The 21,079-nt window shown below is 63.6% G+C and carries 18 protein-coding genes; 9 read left to right on the forward strand and 9 right to left on the reverse strand.

All coding sequences use genetic code 11. The features are described 5' to 3' along the window. Positions 1–92: 92 nt before the first annotated feature. The 3 genes from PV760_RS16400 to PV760_RS16410 all read right to left on the reverse strand — a co-directional run bounded on the left by PV760_RS16400 (position 93) and on the right by PV760_RS16410 (position 5,225). Positions 93–1,700 (reverse strand): APC family permease, encoded by a 1,608-nt coding sequence (locus tag PV760_RS16400; protein WP_052247096.1) that lies wholly within the window; start codon positions 1,698–1,700, stop codon positions 93–95. 372 nt (positions 1,701–2,072) lie between these two features. Further along, complete coding sequence (locus tag PV760_RS16405; RefSeq protein WP_281444780.1) at positions 2,073–3,713, reverse strand: GMC family oxidoreductase; 1,641 nt, start codon at positions 3,711–3,713, stop codon at positions 2,073–2,075. After that, on the reverse strand, positions 3,714–5,225 hold the full coding sequence (locus PV760_RS16410) for an aldehyde dehydrogenase family protein (protein ID WP_018779473.1): 1,512 nt from the start codon (positions 5,223–5,225) through the stop codon (positions 3,714–3,716). Between the two features lie 138 nt (positions 5,226–5,363). Here PV760_RS16410 and PV760_RS16415 point away from each other — a divergent pair, with 138 nt between their 5' ends. Beyond that, complete coding sequence (locus PV760_RS16415) at positions 5,364–6,965, forward strand: molybdopterin-dependent oxidoreductase (RefSeq protein ID WP_026267410.1); 1,602 nt, start codon at positions 5,364–5,366, stop codon at positions 6,963–6,965. A gap of 13 nt (positions 6,966–6,978) precedes the next feature. Here the strand turns inward: PV760_RS16415 and PV760_RS16420 are convergent, their stop codons facing one another. From PV760_RS16420 to PV760_RS16445, 6 genes are all read right to left on the reverse strand, one after another. Beyond that, positions 6,979–7,572: a hypothetical protein gene (locus PV760_RS16420; RefSeq protein WP_354628265.1), complete on the reverse strand. Its 594-nt coding sequence runs from the start codon at positions 7,570–7,572 to the stop codon at positions 6,979–6,981. A 53-nt stretch (positions 7,573–7,625) separates the two neighbouring features. Further along, entirely contained in the window at positions 7,626–8,222 is a 597-nt protein-coding gene (locus tag PV760_RS16425) for a TetR/AcrR family transcriptional regulator (RefSeq protein WP_354628266.1), read from the reverse strand. A gap of 44 nt (positions 8,223–8,266) precedes the next feature. Continuing rightward, positions 8,267–9,025: a MerR family transcriptional regulator gene (locus PV760_RS16430; protein ID WP_281445283.1), complete on the reverse strand. Its 759-nt coding sequence runs from the start codon at positions 9,023–9,025 to the stop codon at positions 8,267–8,269. Between the two features lie 76 nt (positions 9,026–9,101). Continuing rightward, on the reverse strand, positions 9,102–9,755 hold the full coding sequence (locus PV760_RS16435) for a PadR family transcriptional regulator (protein ID WP_018779468.1): 654 nt from the start codon (positions 9,753–9,755) through the stop codon (positions 9,102–9,104). A gap of 217 nt (positions 9,756–9,972) precedes the next feature. Continuing rightward, positions 9,973–10,794: an NAD(+) synthase gene (gene nadE / locus PV760_RS16440; protein ID WP_039239469.1), complete on the reverse strand. Its 822-nt coding sequence runs from the start codon at positions 10,792–10,794 to the stop codon at positions 9,973–9,975. 68 nt (positions 10,795–10,862) lie between these two features. Continuing rightward, complete coding sequence (locus PV760_RS16445) at positions 10,863–11,879, reverse strand: LacI family DNA-binding transcriptional regulator (RefSeq protein WP_018779466.1); 1,017 nt, start codon at positions 11,877–11,879, stop codon at positions 10,863–10,865. Between the two features lie 127 nt (positions 11,880–12,006). On the opposite strand from PV760_RS16445, the gene PV760_RS16450 reads away from it, so the two are divergent. Genes PV760_RS16450 through PV760_RS16485 form a run of 8 tightly spaced genes read left to right on the forward strand, consistent with a single transcriptional unit; the run spans position 12,007 to position 21,069 of the window. Continuing rightward, positions 12,007–13,371: an ABC transporter substrate-binding protein gene (locus PV760_RS16450; RefSeq protein ID WP_354628267.1), complete on the forward strand. Its 1,365-nt coding sequence runs from the start codon at positions 12,007–12,009 to the stop codon at positions 13,369–13,371. 12 nt (positions 13,372–13,383) lie between these two features. Further along, positions 13,384–14,445, forward strand: a complete 1,062-nt coding sequence (locus PV760_RS16455; RefSeq protein ID WP_039239471.1) for a carbohydrate ABC transporter permease — start codon at positions 13,384–13,386, stop codon at positions 14,443–14,445. Further along, positions 14,442–15,377 (forward strand): carbohydrate ABC transporter permease, encoded by a 936-nt coding sequence (locus tag PV760_RS16460; protein ID WP_018779463.1) that lies wholly within the window; start codon positions 14,442–14,444, stop codon positions 15,375–15,377. Before PV760_RS16455 ends, PV760_RS16460 begins: the two co-directional genes overlap by 4 nt. A 2-nt stretch (positions 15,378–15,379) precedes the next feature. Then, positions 15,380–16,228 carry a sugar phosphate isomerase/epimerase family protein gene (locus tag PV760_RS16465; RefSeq protein ID WP_079582481.1) on the forward strand — a complete coding sequence of 283 codons (849 nt, stop codon included), beginning with the start codon at positions 15,380–15,382 and terminating at the stop codon, positions 16,226–16,228. Beyond that, the gene (locus PV760_RS16470) at positions 16,225–17,421 is read left to right on the forward strand and encodes a Gfo/Idh/MocA family protein (protein ID WP_018779461.1); all 1,197 of its coding nucleotides are present in this window, start codon (positions 16,225–16,227) and stop codon (positions 17,419–17,421) included. The genes PV760_RS16465 and PV760_RS16470 overlap by 4 nt, the downstream gene beginning before the upstream one ends. Beyond that, on the forward strand, positions 17,418–18,350 hold the full coding sequence (locus PV760_RS16475) for a sugar phosphate isomerase/epimerase family protein (protein ID WP_193590783.1): 933 nt from the start codon (positions 17,418–17,420) through the stop codon (positions 18,348–18,350). Before PV760_RS16470 ends, PV760_RS16475 begins: the two co-directional genes overlap by 4 nt. Positions 18,351–18,352: 2 nt before the next feature. Next, the gene (gene uxaC / locus PV760_RS16480) at positions 18,353–19,747 is read left to right on the forward strand and encodes a glucuronate isomerase (RefSeq protein ID WP_039239477.1); all 1,395 of its coding nucleotides are present in this window, start codon (positions 18,353–18,355) and stop codon (positions 19,745–19,747) included. Continuing rightward, positions 19,744–21,069, forward strand: coding sequence for a mannitol dehydrogenase family protein (locus PV760_RS16485; protein ID WP_354628268.1), 1,326 nt, complete (start codon positions 19,744–19,746; stop codon positions 21,067–21,069). The genes uxaC and PV760_RS16485 overlap by 4 nt, the downstream gene beginning before the upstream one ends. Positions 21,070–21,079 lie beyond the last annotated feature (10 nt).

The following is a 21,079-nucleotide window of genomic DNA, read 5'->3' on the forward strand; positions in this document are numbered from 1 at the left end:
AGTGGAAAGGGCATCCCTTCGCTGGTGCGGAACCAGCGAAGGGATGCCCTTGTCGTGCTTGCTATGGGGTGTGATTGCCAGGGGTGTGCTTGCTAGGAATTGCGGGCCGCGGCGAGGGAGGGGTCGGCCTTTGCCGGGTCTGCCTGGTCTTCCGGCGCGGCAGCCGGCACGGCAGCGTGTTCGGCCAGGACCCCTGTCTTGTGCCTGATGCGGAGGCGGTAGAGGAGGGCTCCGCCCACCACCACTGCGGCAACGAACATCACACCGCCCCATTGCAGGTACCACTCGAAGGGCGGGACTGAGTTGTAGATCTCCGGTCGCGGCCACACCAGGTTCAGCGTCATCGCGCCGCCCCACAGGACTGCCAGGATGTTCACGGGCAGCCCCCACTTGCCGAGGCTGAATCCGGGTTCTGATCCGTCGTCCTTCAGTGGCCACTTTTTGAGGAACCGGCGCCGCAGCATCGGCACGGTGACCAGCAGGTAGGAGAGGTAGATCAGGACGATGCTGATGCTGGAGAGAATAGTGAAGATTGCAGGCTGCGAGATGTTGACGATCAGCGGGATCACTGCCACGACGCCGATGACGATGGCGGCCACCGTGGGGGTTTTCCGGGTGGGATGCACTTTGCTGAGCTGGCGGCTGAAGGGAAGGTTGTTGTCCCTCGCCATGGCGAACATCATCCGGATGGCGGCTGCGTGGACGGCCAGGGTGCAGACGACGACGGCCACGACGATGCAGACAAGGAAGGCCTTGCCGAAGGGGCCGCCCAGCACCGAAAGTACGATGTACTGCAAGCCGCCATCGGCCGCTCCGATTTTGGGATCGGAAAGATCCGGGGCTGCCAGGATTCCGCCCAGGAGGAGCAGCCCGCCCAGCAGGAAGGATGCTGTGACGGCACGCAGGATCGCTTTGGGGGCCGTGCGCTTGGGGTCCTTGGTTTCTTCACCGAGTGAACTGGCGGTATCGAATCCGTACATGACGTAGCCGGAAGCCATTGCGGCGATGAGGAACACGCCGAAGAAGCCCAAGGGGTGTTCCTCGCCGAACCCGGCGGTGTCCAGGAGAACTTCCGGTCCGCGCACGGAGTGCCAGATGAGGGCCACGATGAGCAGGACGGCCGCCACCAGTTCCACGAACACGCCCACGCTGTTGATCATGGTCATGAGCTTTACGCCGAACGCATTGATGAGCGTGGAGATGCCGATCATGATGCTGGCAAGGATGACCCCGTTGACGGCGAAGTCGTACGGACCGGTACCGTCGCCGACCAGTTGGAAACCGCTCCAGATCTGCGGCAAGGTGATTTGAAGGGCCAGGGCAACAGATCCCAGCGCCATGATGGACGAGAGCAGCAGCAGCCATCCGGCCAGCCACGCCCAGGTTCCTGTTGAGAGCCGCTTGGCCCAGTTGTAGACCGAGCCGGCCACGGGGTAGCGTCCGGCCAATTCCGCAAAGCACAGGGCAACCATGAGTTGGCCGACGAACACGATGGGCCATGACCACGCGTACGCGGGACCGGCCGTGGAGAAGCCGAAGTAGAACAGTTGGAAAACGCCGGTGAGGATGGAGATGTAACTGACGCCGGCTGCGAAGCTGGCAAACTTTCCGATGCTGCGGTCCAGGGTTTGGGCATAGCCAAACTCGTCCATACCGCTTGCATCGCTCTTGCAGGGTCCTAATTTGCTGGGTTCTGACATTCGAACTCCTAACTCAGACATGCACGAATGGTGATGACCTGCGGCCGCCATTGGTCGCAGTCGAAATCAAAAGGCCGGGCACATCTGCGTGCCTCAGGCTGTTTCCCCCGTTGATGTTGCGTGGCTGGCCGGGACGTTCGAGGTGGTCGATGTCCGGGCCGGTCCGCCAAGCCACTTCCGTTTAAGTGTGGCGTGGGTCATAAGAAGCAGGTTAGTTCAGTTTGAACATGCGTTCAAGACTTGTGAATGAACAAATGTTCAAGAATAATGCGCGCGCCTTTCCGTTCACCGCCGCGCCCCTGGGGGTGCGCGGAAGCGCCGGTGAAGGCGCGCCCGCTTCACCGCTGGTTTCGGATGATGTCCCGTGCCCGCTCAGGCAAGGGACAAGCTGAAGTCCGCCTCCGCCGTCGTCGTTTCGCCCAACCGGCCGGCGCGGATGAGGTCTGCGCACCGCTCGCCAATCATCATCACGGTGATGTTGGGGTTTACCGTGACGTGTTCGGGCATAACGGAGGCGTCGGCCACGCGAAGGCCCGTTACGCCCTTGACGCGCAGCTCGGGATCCAGGGGCGACATGTCGTCGCTCACCGGGCCCATGCGGACTGTCCCGACGGGATGGTAGACAGTGTTGTGCGTCTTGCGGATGTAATCCTGCAGTTCCTCGTCGGTCTGCGCTTCGATGCCGGGGGAGAGCTCCCGGCCGGCCCATTCGGCCATGGCCGGCTGGGCCGCGATTTCCCGGGCTTTGCGGATCCCGGCCACCATGACGCGCATGTCATGGCCTTCCGGATCGGTGAAGTACCGGGGATCCACCATGGGCTTGTCCCGGAAGTCCCGGCTGCGGAGCCGCACAGTCCCGCGGGAACGGGCATGGGTGACGTTCGGGGTGAGGCTGAAGCCGTTCTCCGTGGTGGGGTAGCCGTAGCGCAGGGTGTTCATGTCGAAGGGGACCGAGCCGTAGTGCATCATCAGGTCCGGACGGTCCAATCCCTCCTCGGTGGGGGTGAAGATCCCGATTTCCCACCATTGGGTGGAGGTTTGCACCATCGGCTGCTTGGCTTCGAACTGTACGACGCCTTCCGGGTGGTCCTGCAGGTGCTCGCCCACGCCGGGCGAATCCACCAGCACCTCGATGCCATGGGCCGCCAGGTGGTCGGCGGGGCCGATGCCGGAGAGCATGAGGAGCTTCGGGGAATCAATGGCGCCGGTGGAGAGGATTACCTCGCGATGTGCCGAGAGGCGGTGGGTGCGGCCGAAGGCTGAATCAACCACGTCGACGCCGGTGCAGCGCTTGTCCGCGTCGAACACCAGTTGGCGGGCCCGGAGGCCCGTGAGGAGCGTGAAGTTGGGGCGGTCAATGATCGGGTGGATGTAGGACACCGAGCTGGACGAGCGGGTTCCGTCCGAGCGGCGGTTGATCTGGAAGAAATTGGCTCCGTTCACAACAGTGGTGCCCGTATTGAACTTGGCCCGGGGGATCCCTGTCTGCTCGCAGGCGTCCAGCAGGGCCACTCCGGCCGGGTCCACCGGGGGCACATTCATCAAGTGGACGGGGCCGGAATCGCCGTGGTGGGGAGCGTCAGGGCCGGCGTCCTCGTTCGTTTCGAGCCTTTTGTACAGCGGCCAGGCGGCGTCGGCGTTCCATCCCGTGGCCCCGTACTTGGATTCCCATTCGTCCAGGTCCTCGCGGGGAGCCCAGAAAGCTATGCAGGAGTTGTGGCTGGAGCAGCCGCCCATGACCTTGGCGCGGGCGTGACGCATGAAGGAGTTGCCGTTCTCCTGTGGTTCCACCGGGTAGTCCCAGTCGTACCCCGACTCCAGCAGTTCCATCCAGCGGTCCAGCTGCAGGATTTCGGGCAGGTTGCGGTCATCCGGACCGGCTTCAACGAGGGCCACCGTCACGTCCGGATCCTCGCTCAACCGGGCGGCAACCGCGGCCCCTGCGGACCCGCCGCCGATGACGACGTAGTCGAACGCGCGCTCGCCGAGGGTTTCGATGTTGTCGCTGTGCATCTAGTTCTCCTTGCCGTGGTCAGCGAACCAGCCGGTCACCTGGGGGCTGGTGTTCTGGTAAATGTGCTTGGCTTCCTGGTACTCAGCCAGGCCGGTGGGGCCGAGCTCGCGGCCTACTCCCGATTGGCCAAAGCCGCCCCACTCCGCCTGGGGGAGGTAGGGGTGGTAGTCGTTGATCCAGATGGTGCCGTGGCGCAACCGGCCGGCCACGCGCTGTGCCTTGCCGGCGTCCTGCGTCCAGACAGCTCCAGCCAGTCCGTAGATGGTGTCGTTGGCGATGGCCACGGCTTCGTCCTCGGTCCGGAAGGTCTCCACCGTTACGACCGGGCCGAACGCCTCGTCGACCACCACAGACATTCCCCGGGTGACGCGGTCCAGGATGGTCGGCTGGTAGTAGAACCCGGCGTCGTACTTTTGTCCTTCAGGCGCCGAGCCGCCGGTCCGCAGCCGGGCGCCTTCCGCGATGCCGCGCTGGACGTACTCGTGGACTTTGTCGCGGTGTTCGGCGGAGATCAGCGGGCCGGTTTCGGCGTCCTCATCGAACGGCCCGCCCAGGCGGATGGTTTCGGCGCGGCGGACAAGCTCGTCGACAAAACGTTCTGCGATGGACTCCTCCACCACCAGTCGGGCACCGGCGGAGCAAACCTGCCCGGAGTGGACGAAGGCTCCGTTGAGGGCGTTGTCGACGGCGGCATCGAAGTCGGCGTCGGCGAAGACAACGTTGGGGTTCTTGCCGCCGAGTTCCAGCGCCACCTTCTTGACGGTGGCGGCTGCGGCCGCGGCGATGCTCTTGCCGGTTTCCAGGCCGCCGGTGAAGGAAACGAGGTCGACGTCGGGATGTTCCGTCAGCGGTGCGCCCACCTTGCGGCCGGGTCCGGTGAGAAGGTTCGCGACGCCGTCGGGCAGGCCAAGATCCTTCAGGAGCTGCATGGTGAGAATGGCGGTGGACGGCGTCAGCTCGGCGGGCTTGAGGACGAAAGAGCAGCCGGCGGCCAGTGCCGGGGCGATCTTCCAGGCTGCTTGCAGCAGGGGGTAGTTCCACGGTGTGATCAGGCCGCAGACGCCTACGGGTTCGTAGACGATCCGGCTGACGACGTCGGGATTTCCGGCGTCCACAACGCGGCCCGGCTGCTGGCCCGCGAGCCTGCCGAAGTATTCGAAGCAGGCCGCGATGTCGTCCATGTCGATCCGGCTCTCGATAATGCGCTTGCCGGTGTCCAGGGATTCTGCGCGGGCGAACTTCTCGCGGCGTTCGCGCAGTTCCGCGGCGACTTTGAGCAGGAATGCGCCCCGCTCGGGGGCCGGGACGGAGGACCAGACTCCGGAGTCGAAGGCGGCGCGGGCTGCGGCAATTGCGCGCTCGGCGTCTTCGCGGCCGCCCTCGGATACCGTGGCGACCAACTCGCCGTCGGCTGGGTTGTGAATGTCGCGGACCGCGCCGGACGCAGCCGGCTCCCACGATCCGTTGATGAAAAGAGTGGATGCGGAATCAGAAAATGTGGCTTGGGTCATACGAAGCAGGTTAGTTCACTTTGAACATCTGTTCAAGGAAAATCATGAACAGGTGTTCAAAGTGGTAGCTGTCTCGTCCTTCCGGTGACGCGGCATTCGTCAACCCATCCAAGACCCGGGCCGCTACGAATCAGTTGCATGAAAAAGCTTGGATCCCGGACCAGAGGTACCGACAGCATGGCGGCGCTGGCAGGCGTGGTGTCGGCCGGCGTCGTGCTCGCCGTAGCGGAACTGATCGGCGCGTTCTTCACTGCCAGGGCAACCCCGGTGTTTGCACTGGGATCCACCTTCATCGACTTCACGCCGCCCTGGATGAAGGACTTTGCGATCGCCACGTTCGGCACCAACGACAAGGCCGCCCTGTTCGTGGGCATGGGCGTAACCATCGCCGTGCTTGCCTGCGTACTGGGTGTGGTGGCCTACCGTAAGTGGGCCCTCGGCGTCCTGGGCGTGCTGTTCATGGGCGCAGTGATCGTGGCCTGCGTCCTGACCCGTGCAGGGGTGGGTTTCGCCGACGCCATCCCCTCGATCCTGGGAACCATCGCCGGGCTTCTTGTCCTGCGGCGCCTCATGGTGCCGTTGTGGGGGATGAAGGCGTGGCCGGAAGCTCCCGCGGACATGGCGGCCGACGCCGAAGTCCGCAACGGCAGTGCCGGCGTTGGCACCGCCGGGACCAGCCGCCGTCGTTTCTTTGCCGCTGCCGGAATCACCGCGGTGGCTGCCGGCATCGCCGCAACCGGTGGGCGGTTGCTCGGAGCCGCGCGCAACAACATAGCCGAGGCCCGGAACGCGCTGAAGCTCCCCGCGCCGGTCAAGGCCGCGCCTCCCGTGCCGGCCGGCGTCCAATCCCCGGTTGAGGGAGTCTTTCCATGGCTGACACCCAACAGCGAGTTCTACCGTATTGATACCGCCCTGAGTGTCCCGGAAATCAACGTTGATGACTGGCAATTGCGGGTGCACGGAATGGTCGAGGAAGAGGTCACCCTCAGCTTCCAGGACCTGCTCGATGCCGAACTGATCGAATCGCATGTGACGCTGACCTGCGTGTCCAACCCTGTGGGCGGAAAGTTGGCAGGCAACGCCAAGTGGCTGGGCCTTCCCATCCGTGAGGTCCTGGCCAGGGCCAAACCCAAGGAAGGCGCGGACATGGTGCTTTCGAAATCCATCGACGGCTTCAGTGCTTCCACCCCGCTCGAGGTCCTTCAGGATGACCGCGATGCCATGCTGGCGATCGGCATGAATGGGGAGCCGCTTCCGGTGGAGCACGGATACCCTGTGCGGATGGTGGTTCCGGGGCTGTACGGGTTCGTTTCAGCCACTAAATGGGTGGTGGACCTGGAAGTCACCCGCTTCGCGGACAGTAAGGCGTACTGGACTGAGCGTGGCTGGTCGGAGCGCGGCCCCATCAAGACGATGGCACGTGTGGACGTACCCAAGTCCTTTGCGAAATTCCCGGCAGGCAAGGTCGCCGTGGGTGGCAGTGCATGGGCGCAGACGCGGGGAATCACCAAGGTGGAAGTGCAGATCGACGACGGCGAGTGGGTCGAAGCAACCCTCTCCGATGAGGCATCCACAATTACTTGGCGCCAGTGGTCCTATGAATGGGATGCCACACCCGGGATCCATTACGTCAAGGCCCGCGCCACCGACGGTACCGGAGAAGTCCAAACGGAAAAGCGCGCAGATCCTGTACCTGACGGCGCCTCGGGCTGGCCGTCGGTGATGGTGACGGTGGAGTAATTTGCGCCCGAAGCTATTTGATGAACATGCCCACCAACAGGGCGATGACCAAGGCCGCGAGGACAGCAGCCGTGAAGTATTTCATGGCCTTCATGGAACTCTTCTTGACAGAGGCACCGGCCAAGGGCAAGGTTTCCTGCCACGCCTTGATTGCTTCCAGTCCACGGAAGTAGGCGTATTCCATGGCGATACCTCCGGCAACGCCTGCGGCAGTTCCCATCCCGTCCACCGCGCTCAGGGCTGCACCTGAGGAACCCAACCGGGTCGCAGTTCCATCGTTACCCGTGTTTCCTCCCTGGGCTACGGCAAGTTCATCCAGCTGCGCTGCGGAAGGGCTGGGGGACAACGATGCGCCGACGCCGACGATGTCGTGCTGCCGGCCTTGGGCCTGAACTATCATTGTTCCCCAGCTTGTAAAGCGGACCGAGACTTGGCTCACCGGCGCAGCGAAAACCATCTCCGGCCCGGCATCCTTCATGGTCAGTATTCCGGAGGGATCCAGAGCCAGGATCACCGGGACGGTCGCAGCTCCGTTCACCTTGCTCTTGCGCCAGTAAAGCAGCGACTTGACGGGTTGCACCGGAGAATGTGCCAAGGGACTATCCATGGTGTCCAGCATAGGGTCTGCCGGCTGAGGCTTCAGGGACAGTGGCTGTTTCCTCAGGTCCCCACGGTCCGGCCAAAAGCAATCTCCTCAGTACGCGCAATTCCCCGCTCGATGGCCGCCTTGTCGATGCCCAGAAGCGTGGTGAGCCACATGCCGTTTTGCACGACGACGACGTCGTCCGCCCGGGCCTTGCATTCATCGGCGGAGAGCCCGGGAACTGCGTTTCCGATCAGTGCAGCCAGCCCCTGCAGGTACCGGTCAAAGGCTGCGGCGTTGATTTGTGCGAACTCCTCATCGGCCTGGGCGAGGGCCCACAAGTGAAGGCGAAGGGACAGATACCTCGTTGTCAGGAGTCCGGGGTCGGCAACGCGCCGAAGAGCCTCCCGCAGCTGCTCCTCGGGATTTGAAGCCGGTTCGGGCTCCACCAACAGAAGGTCGTGTTCCTCAATCTGGTGCAGCACCGCACGGATCAGGCTCGACTTGTCCTCGTAGTAGTAGTTCACAAGCCCCAGGGCGACGCCGGCTTCGCGCGCCACCGCACGCATGTTGATGCCCGAAATGCCGTGGCGGGACAGCAACTCCAGGGCTGCTTCGAGGATGCGTGTCTGCCTGTCAGCCTGTTCGCCGGTTTTTACGGTGCTTGTACCCATTCGGCCAGACTATTGCCAAACCCGGATCAGCGCATCCCGACCGCCTAGAGGTTTCTTTCCGCGTAGATACGCAGGGCATCCCGCACAAAAGCGGCCCCGGATTCCCCGCCGTAATTGGAGGCAAAACGCGGATCTGCCACATACATTTCGCCCAGGCCCGTGACGTAACCTTTGACGTCTCCGCCAGGTGCCGCCGTCGGGGTTCCCGGGATGCCGCGCAACCACTCGACGTGCCGTTTCGCGAGGTCCTGCGCTTCAGCGCTGTCCGGTTCGACGCCGGATTCGGCGGCCGCAATCCAGTCCGAGCCGAGCTTCCGGACACGGTCCTTCCATTGCTGCTTTTCTTCGGCGCTCATGCCGCGCCACCAGGAATCGCCGGCGGCGTAGGCATCCTTGCCCCAGCGTTCCTCGACTTCGTCCTTGTACTGTGTGTGGTCGAAGCCATCAAACATGTCCTGTGCCATGTACTTTCCATCCCCTTGCATCGTGTCGATTGTTTGCCGGACTGAGGCGATTTGCCGGGCAAGCCGGTCCCGCTCCTGGCCGAGCCATTCCAGATGGCTGCTCAGTGCTTTGACCGTGTCCGTCTCGCGATGGAGCACTTCGGCGATGGCCGGCAGGCCGAGCCCCAGTTCCCGGAGCAGGAGGATGCGCTGGAGCTGGACCAAGGCCGGACCGTCATAGTAGCGGTAGCCGTTATGACCGGTCCGGCTTGGCTTGAGCAGCCCGATGTCGTCGTAGTGACGCAGTGTGCGGCTGGTAGTCCCTGCGATCCTTGCGATTTCCTGGATTGACCAGTCCATCTGTCCTCCGTCTCCTCCTTGTGCTTCGACATTAGAGGTTGACGTTACGTCAAGGTCAAGGGGATTGTGCCTGCCACTAGTCGGCCAGGATCAGGTAGAGCGCCCGGCGGGTTTCGTCCAGCTTCTCGATTGCGGCCCGGCGCTGTTCCTCCGTGGCCGCGCCGCGGAACTGGTGGATGACCCCCATCAGCTTGCCGATGCTCTGGTGGAACTCCTGCATGTTTCCGTCGGCCTCGGTATTCCAAGCGTTGGCGAGTTCTTCCTCATGCTCGGCAACGTAGGCGCGGCCGTCATCGGTGAGGGTGAATTCCGTCCGGCGCCCCTCGCCCACTGCCGTGATGAGCTCTTCATCAACCAGCTGCTGGAGGGTGGGGTAGACAGAGCCGGGGCTCGGGCGCCACGCTCCGGACGTCTTCTCGGCAATGGTCTTGATCAGGCCGTAGCCGTTGGACGGAGCCTCAGCGAGCAGGGAGAGGATTGCCGCTCGGACATCGCCGCGGTTACGGCGGGGGCCGCCCGGGCCGAACCCTCTCGGCCCGAATCCGCCGGGACCGAATCCGCCGGGGCCGAATCCCGGGCCAAAGCCTGGTCCGCGCCCTGGCCCGAAGCCGCCTCCGCCGTGCCCGCCCGGACCGCGACGGCCCTTACTGCGGTTGAAGCGGCTGCGGCCGTGGGGACCTTCGCCGTGTTCCGGGAAAGAGTTTTCTTCGTGATTGTGGATGCCTTTCATAACAGCATCGTCCTTTCGATAGTTGTCACCGAAGGAGTATCGGCGATAGTTAACGATATATCGGTAGCTATCGCAGTGTCAATGGAGGTGAGGGAGGGTTTGGTTGAAGGGCGCGGGAGGTGAGGGAGGGTTAAAGAACGACGGCGGGTGCGGACTTATCGCTAAGTCCGCACCCGCCGTCGTGGATGTCTTTAGTGGCGTCCCTGGAAGGCTGCGCCTACTTCCACCAGGTATCGAAGATCGTGACCGGCACCGTCCGCTTGTGGCGGGTCCGGAGATATTTCTGCTCGATCAGTTCCGCTGACTCCTGGTCGATGTCGCGGCCTTCAAGGTAGTCGTCGATCTGGTCGTAGGTAATGCCGAGCTCGTCCTCATCGGTGCGGCCGGGCTTGTTATCCAGGAGGTCGGCCGTGGGGACCTTCTCCCAGACGCGCGACGGAGCTCCGAGCTCGGCAAGGAGTGCGCGGTTCTGGCGTTTGTTGAGGCCGAACAGCGGCAGGATGTCCGCACCGCCGTCGCCGAATTTAGTGAAGAAGCCCGTCACGGACTCGGCGCCGTGGTCGGTTCCGATCACCAGGTAGTTGTGTTCGCCGGCCAGTGCGTACTGGGCGATCATCCGTGCGCGTGCCTTGGTGTTGCCCTTGTGGAAGTCGGAGATCGGAGCGCCGGTGGTTTTCTCGAACTCGTCCTCGAAACCGTCAACAGCCCGGGAAATGTTGTAGGTCCATTCGGTCTTGGCCTTGATGAAGTCCAGTGCTGCCTGGGCGTCGTCCTCGTCGTGCTGCACGCCGTAGGGAAGGCGGACAGCCACGAAGTTTGCATCGACACCTTCGGCCTCCAGTTCCTCCACTGCGAGCTGGGCGAGGCGGCCGGCCAACGACGAATCGATGCCGCCCGAAATGCCCAGGACAAAGCCTTTGGTTCCTGTTGCCTTCAAGTAATCCTTCAGGAAGGTGACCCGCTTGCGGATCTCCTCCGCAGGATCGATCCGGGGCTGGACGCCCATTTCCTCAATGATCTTGGCCTGGAGTTCGCGCATGTGTTCCACACTAGTCAGCATGGCTGCGGACGCTCAACCATATTGCACACATCCAGCCCACGTGTCAGCTAGTTGGGGGACACCGGCCCCGTTGACCCCCGCACGGTGAGATGGGTGGGCATGACCGCAAGGCGCCGGCTTGAGCCTGCGTGCAGGGGGTCGAGTTGCGCCAGGAGCATCGAAACGGCCACCCGCCCTGCCTGTTCAATCGGTGAAGCCATGGTGGTGAGCGGCGGATTGCAGAAGTCGGCGCCAAAGATGTCGTCGCAACCCACAATGCTCATGTCTTCCGGCACACGGATCCCGCGTTCCCTGAGGCGCTGCAACATGCCAATGGCCAGCAGGTCGTTGAACACGATGCAAGCCGTTGCCCCGGTGCGCGCCGCAGCGTCGGCTGCTGCTGCCCCGGAGGTCGTCTTAGGCGTGAACGGCCCGACGCGGGACGTCGTCAGTCCCCTGTCGCGGCTTTCGTCTTCGAAGGTCTTCCAACGCTTGGCGTTCGACCATGACGACGCCGGGCCACCGACGTAACAGATCCTGGTGTGGCCCAGTGATGTCAGGTGCTCAAGCGCCTGGACGACGGCGCCCGGGGTATCGATGACGACTGTGGGGGCATTGGCTGATGACCGGTTGATGGTGACGATTGCCTGCGACGTCGCCGCTTCGAGTATCTGGGCGTCGGTGAGGCGGGAGGCGGCCAGGATGAACCCGTCAGCTGTCCGCTGCATCTTCTGGAGCGTATCGGCCTCCATTTCCGCAGACTCTTCGGTGTCAACCAGCAACTGCGTGTAACCCGCTGCCTTGAGCTGGTTCTGGGTGCCCCGGATGATGTCGAAGTAGAACGGGTTGGTGACGTCGGGAACAAGGAGCGCGATTGCGTTGGTGCGCCCCGAGCTGAGTCCACGGGCTTGTGAACTGGGGACGTAGTTGAGCTCGGCAGCCACCTTTTCGATGCGTTCGCGGGTGGCCCTGTTGACGCGGTCGGGGTTGGACAGGGCCCGGGAGACAGTGGACGTGGCCACTCCCGCCAATGCGGCGACGTCCCGGATGGTGGGTGCGGATCCCCGCGCGTTTGTCTCAGCCATAGGAAGATTGCACCATTCATGGCAACTTTTGGCAACCGCTTGCCGCACCATTGCCGGACTCATAGACTCGATGCCGAAGCCCCTGTGACGTAGACCACTAACGGGCTGTGTATCCAAGGAGGAAACAATGAGGTTTGCACCATCAGCCAAACTTGCCGCCGTCGCTCTGACGGCGGCCCTGGCACTGACAGCGTGTGGGGGGAGCGACAACAGCAGCACGTCCAACAGCTCCGGGGGCGCCGTTGACGGAACGGGCAAGAAACTGAACATCCTGACCGGCGTCAACAACCAGTACCCCGAGCAGCAGAAGGAATGGTTCAAGGACATCGCCGCAAAGTTCAAGGCGAAGACCGGAGCCGACGTCGAGTTCGAGACCTTTGCTTCAGCCAACGATGAGCTGACCCGCATCCAGACTTCCGTTGTTTCCGGCCAGGGCCCGGACGTCTACAGCCTGGGCACCACCTTCACGCCCACCGCCTACGCCACCAAGGCCTTCGTGACGTTGTCGGAGGATGACTGGAAGAAGGTCGGCGGTAAGGACCGCTTCAACCCGGCCGCACTGGGCATTTCAGGTCCTGACTCCGAGCACCAGGCCGGCATCCCCTTCGTCAGCCGCCCGTTTGTCATGGCGTACAACAAGGACCTCCTCGCCGCCGCAGGAATCGAAAAGCCCGCAACCACTTGGGATGAGCTTGCCGAACAGGCCAAGAAGATGACCAACGCAGGCACCGGAACCTATGGCCTGGCAACCGGGTACAAGGACAACTTCGACCCGTGGAAGTTCATCTGGGCCATGTCCGTGCAGGCAGGAAACCCCCTGGTGGACGGCGACAAGCTGAAGATGGATGACCCCACCGTCAAGAAAGCGTACGAGACCTACTTCGGCTGGCTCACCAAGGACAAGGTAGTGGATCCGGCAGCCATCGGTTGGAGCAACAGCAACGCCGTAGCGGCCTTCGCGTCCGGCAAGGCCGGATACCTGATGATGACCACATCCAGTTCGATCCCCACCCTGGACAAGTCAGCCATCGCCGGTAAGTACGCCTACTCCATCATGCCCACTACGGCTCCCGGGGAATCTTCCCCCAAGGGCGACGGCGACAAGGCCGCGAGCATCCTCTCCGGCGACAACGTAGTGGTTGCCGACTACTCCCAGCAGAAGGACCTTGCGTTCGCCTACATCGAGCTGATCACCTCCAAGGAAGAGCAGCTGAACTACCAGAAGATCTTCGGTGAGCTCCCTGCGAATGCCGAGGCACTCGCGTCACTGGCTGATCCCAAACTGCAGCCCATCGCCGATGCCGCGAGCAAGTCGAAGGCAACCCCCTTCACAGGCGCCTGGGGCGATATCCAGCTGGGACTCCTGAACGTCACCGTCCAGTCCATTCCGGACCTGGCCAAGGGCTCTGTAGATAACGGCGCACTGGAGACACGGCTGAAGGATGCACAGTCCAAGGGGCAGGCCTCCCTCGACCGGGCCGCGAAGTCCTAGGCAGGGTTTCCCATGTCCACTGATTCCTTCAGGGAAATGAAAACCGTGGCTGGTCCGGCTGCCCGCGGGCAGCTGGCCCGGTCCGGGCCGACAGAACCAGCGCTCGACGCCGGTGCCTCACCAAACGCAGGCACAGGAGCCACCCAGCCGGCCGGCAATGGCCGGAAACCCGCCCGTCGCAAGGGCTTGAGTGAGCGCAACCGTCCACTGTGGATGCTGATCCCCGGCGGCGTCCTGATGTTCGTCATCATCGTGGTCCCGCTGTTCCTGGGCATCTACATGTCGGCGCTCAACCTCGACCAATACTCACTGCGCAAATGGGTCAGCGCACCGTTCATTGGTGTCGACAACTTTGTGGAGGCCCTGACTGATTCACCGCTGCTCCACTCGGTGTGGTTGAGCGTCAGCTACTCCCTGATCGCCATGGTGGTCACGTTGCCGTTGGGGATCGCCGCGGCTGTAGCCACGCAGAATGCCTTCAAGGGCCGCGCGCTGGTCCGTTCGATCTTCCTGATCCCGTACGTGTTGCCCTCCTTCGTGGTGGCAACGGTGTGGCGGACCATGTTCCAGCCGGACGGAGTGGTCAACTCGGCGCTGGGTGTCTTTGGCATGGACGGTGGATTGTGGCTCAACGGACCGCAAACGTATTGGACGCTGATCCTGGTCCAGATCTGGGCTTCCTGGCCGTTCATCTACCTGCTGGCCCTTTCCGGCCTGCAATCCGTGGACCACGAGGTACACGAGGCCTCCGCCTTGGACGGAGCGCTGTGGTGGAAGAAGCTGCGGTACGTCATCTTCCCCTATCTCAAGGGGCCGTTGGCACTCGCTTTCCTGATCGGCATGCTCCATCACATCAACAACTTCACGCTCCCGTTCGTGCTGTTCGGGGTCCCGGCGCCGTCCGACGTCGAAGTGCTTCCGATCCTCACCTACGTCACCAGCTTCCAGAGCTTCCGCTTCGGCCTCAGCGCCGCCATGGCGTTCGTGTCCTTGGTGCTGATCGCCATTCCGCTGTTCATCTACCTGCGCGCCGTCAAACTGGACGACGCCGAGACGCCGGGAGGCAAGAAGTGAGCGCATCAACCACCTCGGTCCGCGGCACGTCGCGCGGAGTCCCGGCCGGAACCACGTTCCGCCCCGGTTCCAGGCGGCAGCACGAAGTAACCCGTCTCCTGCCCGGCCCCATGCTGGCGATCATCCTGACAGTCCTGAGTGCCATCGTCCTGATCCCCGTGGCCTATATCTTCCTGGCCTCGGTCAACTCTGACATCGGCGTGGCAAATGGTGAGTTCTGGCCTTCCACGTTCTCCCTGGAGAACTACACCAAGATCTGGTCCAGTGTGGGCCTGGCGAAGGGCCTCGGCAACAGTGTCCTGGTCGCGGGAGCCACTGCGGTGGTTTCGGCTGCGATGTCCGTCTCCATTGCCTATGTCCTGGTCCGCTACCAGTTCCGTGGCCGGCTCTCCATCCTCCGTGGACTTCTTGCCCTGCAGTCGGTCCCGGGAACCCTGATGGTCCTTCCGGTCTTCGTGCTCTTTTCCTCGGCCGCCAGCTACCTTGGCGTACAGGTGATCGGTACGCAGTGGGGACTGTTCATCACCTACCTGACGTTCGCGATGCCTTTCTCCACCTGGGTGATGGTCACCTATCTGCGTGGGCTGCCACGCGAACTTGAAGAGGCTGCAAGGATCGACGGCGCCAGCAACCTGGGCGTCCTGGTCCGGATCATCCTTCCACTCAGCTGGCCCGGAATTGTGGTCTCGGGGATCTTTGCCTTCCTGCTCGGCTGGAACGATGTCCTTTTCGCCTCGGTGATGACCCGGCCCGACAGCCAGACCGCAGCAGTGGCCCTCCAGGTCTTCGGAGCCTCGCAGGAGGGTGGAGCCATTCCCCTGTACGGGCAAATGATGGCGGCCTCGCTCGTTTGTGCGGCGCCCGTCGTGATTCTCTACCTGATTTTCCAACGTTACCTAGTGGGCGGTCTCACCGCCGGAGGAGTTAAGTAGCAATGACCGGTCCAGCAACAGTCCAGTGGACGCTTTCGGGCTTCGGAGACGAGATCGACGACGACCCGGTCCTGCAGATCGCGGTGCTCCAGGCTTTGGGTGCGAACCACATCGAAGTCCGCAGTGCTTGGGGGACCAACATCGTGGACCTTGATCCCGAGCAGTTGGCGGAACTAAAGAAGCTCCTGGATGCGGCAGGCATGGGAGTTTCGGCGATTGCTTCCCCCATCGGCAAGGTGGACGTGACGCTGCCGGTGGAACACGAGGTTGAACGCCTTCGCCGTGCAGCCAACGCAGCGCAAGTTCTAGGCTCCCGCTACATCCGCATCTTCTCCTTCTACTACGGAGAAGGCGTGGACGTGGACAGCATCCGGGACGATGTCATCGAGCGGATGCGTGCTCTGGCGGACGTCGCTGAACACTCCGGAGTGGTACTCCTGCACGAGAACGAGAAGGACATTTTCGGTGACACCCCCGATCGTGTGCTCGACATTATCGAGTCCGTGAACTCGCCGGCATTGAAAGTCGCGTGGGATCCGGCCAACTTCGTCCAGGTGGGCGTCAAGCCCTTCGACGAGGGCTATGCCAAACTCCGCCCCCACCTCGAGTACCTGCAGGTCAAAGACGCACGGTTCGCGGACGGCGTCGTGGTTCCTGCCGGTGAGGGCGACGGCGATCTGCTCCGCACCGTGGAGGCGTTGAAAGCTGACGGCTTCGAAGGATTCGCGAGCCTTGAACCACATCTGGCCGGAGCCCATGGCCTGGGCGGTTTTTCGGGACCGACCGCTTTCGGGATGGCCGCCCGGGCCTTTGCCAAAGTCGTTAACGAAGCAGGAGTGGAAACCAAGTGAGCACCGAAACGTCCAACCCCATCCTCAACGTCGCCATTGCCGGCTGCGGCACTATCGGGCGCACCCATGCGGCATCCGTCGCCGAAATCGGTGATCTGCAGGTCACGGCCCTGGTGGATGAGATCGCGGAAGCTGCAGACGCGCTGGCCCAGCACATAGAAGACCAGGGGGCGGCACGGCCGGCCACGTTCCGGAGTCTGGACGAAGCTTTCGCAGGTGCCGACGTCGATCTTGTCATCATTGCTACCCCCAGCGGACTGCACATCGAGCAGGCTCTGGAGGTACTCAACGCCGGCAAGCACGTGGTGATCGAAAAGCCCCTGGACGTGAACCTCAACCGCGCCGACGAAATCCTCGCTGCAGCGAAAGCAGCGGAAGAGAAGGGACTTGTAGCCAGCGTCATCAGCCAGCACCGCTTTGATCCCGCGAGCATCGTGGTGGACGAAGCCAATCGTGCGGGGCGCTTCGGCCGGCTAACATCGGCCATCGCCTCCGTGAGCTGGTACCGCAGCCAGGGCTACTACGACTCCGGCGCCTGGCGTGGCACCTGGGCCATGGACGGGGGAGGGGCAGTGATGAACCAGGGCGTCCACACCGTCGATCTCCTGCTGTGGTTCCTGGGCACCCCGGTCGAAATCAGTGCCAAAACGGCCCTCCTGGCACACACCGGCGTTGAAGTCGAGGACACCGCGGTGGCCACCGTGACCTTTGAATCGGGTGCCCTCGCAGTACTTCACGCCACCACCGCCGCCTACCCGGGGCTGAGCGTCAGGCTGCAGGTCATGGGCAGCATGGGATCAGCCGTCATCGACAGCGACAACCTCCAGTTCTTCCACACTGCGGCCTCAGAAGAAGAGACGCAGAGTGGACCGATGGGGATGCCCGGCGCCAGCAACCAGGCTGAGGCGGAACTGGCCAGGTTCGCGGACCCCGCACCGCAGGCAAAGCTGGACCCAACCCTCTATCCCGCGGGCCACATCCGCCAATACCGGGACGTGGTGGACGCCATCAGGAACGGCCGGCCGGCAGGCGTCACCATCCAGGATGCCGTCACGGCATTGGCCACGGTACGCGCGCTGTACGTTTCGGCCACGCTTGGCCGCCCCGTGCTCATCGCCGACGTGGTTGCAGGCAAGTACAACGACGTTGAGGTTCGGACCGGCAACGGCCACTTTGAGGAGGTCACGGCATGAAATTCTCGGTCTTCACGGCCTCCACACCGGAATGGTCACCGCAGGAAGCTGCGACGGAGCTGGCGGCCCAGGGCTGGCACGGCATCGAATGGCGGGTCACCGACCAGGCTGATTCGCCCGAACCCGGCTTCTGGGCAGGGAACATGGCCACCTGGCCCATGACCGGCCTTGAGGATTCGCTGCCGGAGATTGCCCGGATCACCACGGATGCCGGATTGGAGTACTCCGGCCTGGGCGGTTACGCCCGCTGCGACAATCACGACGGCGTGGAGCGCGTTCTTGCCGCCACCGCCGCTTTGGGCGCACGCCAGGTCCGGGTCAACGTCCTGCCGCTCGGGAACTCCACCATGGGGGGCGGCGAGCCCAGCGGCCTGTCCTACCCTGAGCTGTTTGCGGCCACCCGGGAACACTACGAGTGGGTGGCCGAACGCGCCGCGCACCATGGCGTCAAGGCACTCGTGGAACTGCACCACGGCACGGTGACGGCCTCGGCATCATCGGCCCGCAGGCTCCTGGAAGGCCTGGACCCGCAGCACGTTGGAGTCATTCATGACCTGGGCAACCTGTTGATCGAAGGCTGGGAATCACCTTTGCCCGCCCTGCAGTTGCTCGGCCCGTATCTTGCCCACATCCACGTCAAGAATGCCCGGTGGATCCGTACGGAGGAACGTGACGAAGCCGGAGCTGCTGTTTGGGTGAATGAGTGGGCGCCGCTGGCCGAGGGGCAGGGGAGCGTCCTTGGCTACTTCAAAGCCTTGGCCGAGGTGGGCTACGACGAATGGGTAACAGTAGAGGACTTCTCCACGGACGTCCCGCTCACTGCACGCACCGCCGGAAACCTGCAGTACCTGCGCCGGGTAGCAGAGCTGGCCGGACTGTCAGTTCCTGCCAGCGCCGATCTCTCCGCCGGTTCCATCCCGAAAGGCTGACCATGTCCCATTCCCTTGCCACCCATCCCGACCGCCTCCTTCCAGCGGATCCGGGGACGCGCAGCATCGCGCGTTCCTTGCTGGGGCGTGTCCAGGACCTGCCCATCATTTCCCCGCATGGCCACGTGGACGCGGCAGTGATCGAACAGAACACGCCGTTCCCGGATCCCGCGGCATTGCTGGTCACCCCGGACCACTACGTGACGCGACTGATTCATGCTTCCGGTGTTCCGCTGGAAAAGCTGCAGCCGCAGGCGGGGGCGCGCAGTATCTGGCGGTCCTTCTGTGAGGCGTGGCCCTTGTTCGATGGCACCGCCTCCGGGTACTGGCTGCGGACGCAGTTCGAGTCGGTTTTTGGGTGGCGGGGGGAGTTGTCCGCGGAGACCGCGGACGCGAGCTTCGATGCCATTTCCGCCAAGCTGGTGGAGCCTGGGTTCCGTCCCCGGGAATTGTTCAAGGACTTCAATATTGAGGTCCTGGCCACCACCGATGATCCCCTTGACTCGTTGGACAGCCATGCCGCGTTGGCCGCTGATCCGTCCTTCCACGGCCGCGTGCTGCCGACTTTCCGCCCGGACGCGTATATCAACATCGCGCACCCGGCGTGGGCGGCCAACGTCGATCGGCTCATTGCCGAAGCGTCCGACGGCGGCACAGGTTACCGGGGATACCTCACCGCCTTGGAGAATCGCCGTCGTTATTTCGTGGATCACGGGGCAGTGTCCGCAGATCATGGCGTGAGGACACCGGCAACCCTGAAACTGGACGAGGCCGAAGCGGAGGCCCTGTTCGACAAGGCCCGTGCCGGCCACGCCACGGCCTTGGACCGTGATGCCTTCGAAGCCCACATGATGTACCAGATGGCAAGGATGTCGGTGGAGGACGGGCTGGTGATGACCATCCATCCAGGCTCCTTCCGGAACCACCACCAGCCCACGTTCGAAGCCTTCGGCGCCGACACGGGCCACGACATCCCGTTCGCCGTCAATTACACCGAAGCGGTCCGGCCGTTGCTGCAGGACTTCGGCACTGCCAAGGACTTCCATTTGGTGTTGTTCACGCTCGATGAGACCGTCTTCTCCCGCGAACTCGCACCACTGGCAGGCTTTTACCCCTCGGTCTACATCGGGGCGCCCTGGTGGTTCCTTGACGCCCCGGATGCCATGCTCCGGTTCCGCTCAGCCGTCACGGAAACAGCAGGTTTCTCCAGGTCATCCGGGTTCATCGATGACACCCGCGCCTTCTGCTCCATCCCCGCCCGGCACGACGCCTCACGACGGATCGAGGCCTCGTTCCTGGCACGGCTCGTTGCCGAGCACCGCATCAGTGAGGACCGCGCACACGAGCTGATTGTCGACGTCGTCGATTCTTCCCCGCGAAGGGTCTTCAAACTGTGAGTGCCCAGACGACCCCGCGGCTCAGCCGCGCCAGCGCGTTTCCGGGGCAAGCCACACCGCCGGTCCGGATAGTGCACCTTGGCCTGGGGGCGTTTCACCGCTCCCACCAGGCCTGGTACACCCATCACGCCGGCGATGCCGCTGACTGGGGCATCGCGGCCTTCACCGGACGCAGGCCCGACGCGGCTGACCTGCTGGCCGGGCAGGACGGTGTATTCACTGTGGTGGAGCGCTCGGGCGCGGGCGACACCTTCGAGGTCATCGGCAGCATTGTGGAAGCCGTGGATGGTTCCGACGTCGGGCGGCTGGCCGGGCTTCTGGCCGCACCCGCCACGGTCGTGGTCACGCTGACCATCACGGAAGCGGCGTATGCGGCGGTTGGCGCGGAAACGCCGCTGGCCCGTCTGGTCACGGCGCTCGCTGCCCGCAAGGACGCCGACGCCGGTCCGATCGCCGTGGTCAGCTGCGACAACCTTGCGGAAAACGGCCTGGTTGCCGGGAAGGCGGTGCGGGCCCTCGCAGAGGCGACTGACCCGGCCCTGGGCGAATGGATCAATGCCAACGTGAGCTTTGTCGGTACCTCCGTGGACCGGATCACGCCGCGCACCACTCCGGAGGACCTTGCGGAAGTGGCCGAACAGTGCGGCTACCGGGATGAGGCCGCCGTGGTGGCTGAACCCTTCCACAACTGGATCCTCAGCGGTGACTTTCCGGGCGGCCGTCCTCGGTGGGAGGATGCCGGCGCGGTTTTCGTGGACGACATTGAGCCATACGAAAACCGTAAGCTCTGGCTCCTCAACGGAGCGCACTCAATCCTTGCCTATGCTGGCTTGGTCCGGGGCCACACAACCGTGGCAGAAGCGCTGTCCGACGGGACCTGCAAGGCCGCCGTGGAGGCATTTTGGGATGAAGCATCCCGCCATCTGCCCGGCGAAGGCCTGGATATTCCCGGATACCGCAGGGCCCTCCTGGACCGCTTTGGCAACTCGCGGATTGCCCATCATCTGGCGCAGATTGCCATGGACGGAACCACCAAATTGCGTATGCGCGCCCTGCCTGTCCTGGCCGCTGAACGTGCCCTTGGCCGTTCAGGAGACGGCGCTGCCCGCATGATCGCGGCCTGGGCCGCGTACTTGTCCGCGGCTGAAGACTTCCAGGACCCCCTGGCAGACGACATCAAAACCGCAAAGACGCTCGACGGCGAACAACGCACCGCTGCGCTGCTGGCACTCCTCAGCCCAGGGCTGGCCGGGGACAGTGCCTTGGTTTCCCATGTTCACCGGCAGCAAGACGCCATCGCCGCTGCCCGCACCCACGCATAGCCACTGGAAG

The sequence above is a fragment of the Paenarthrobacter sp. CC6 genome (genome assembly GCF_040560085.1).
Lineage (GTDB): Bacteria > Actinomycetota > Actinomycetes > Actinomycetales > Micrococcaceae > Arthrobacter > Arthrobacter nicotinovorans.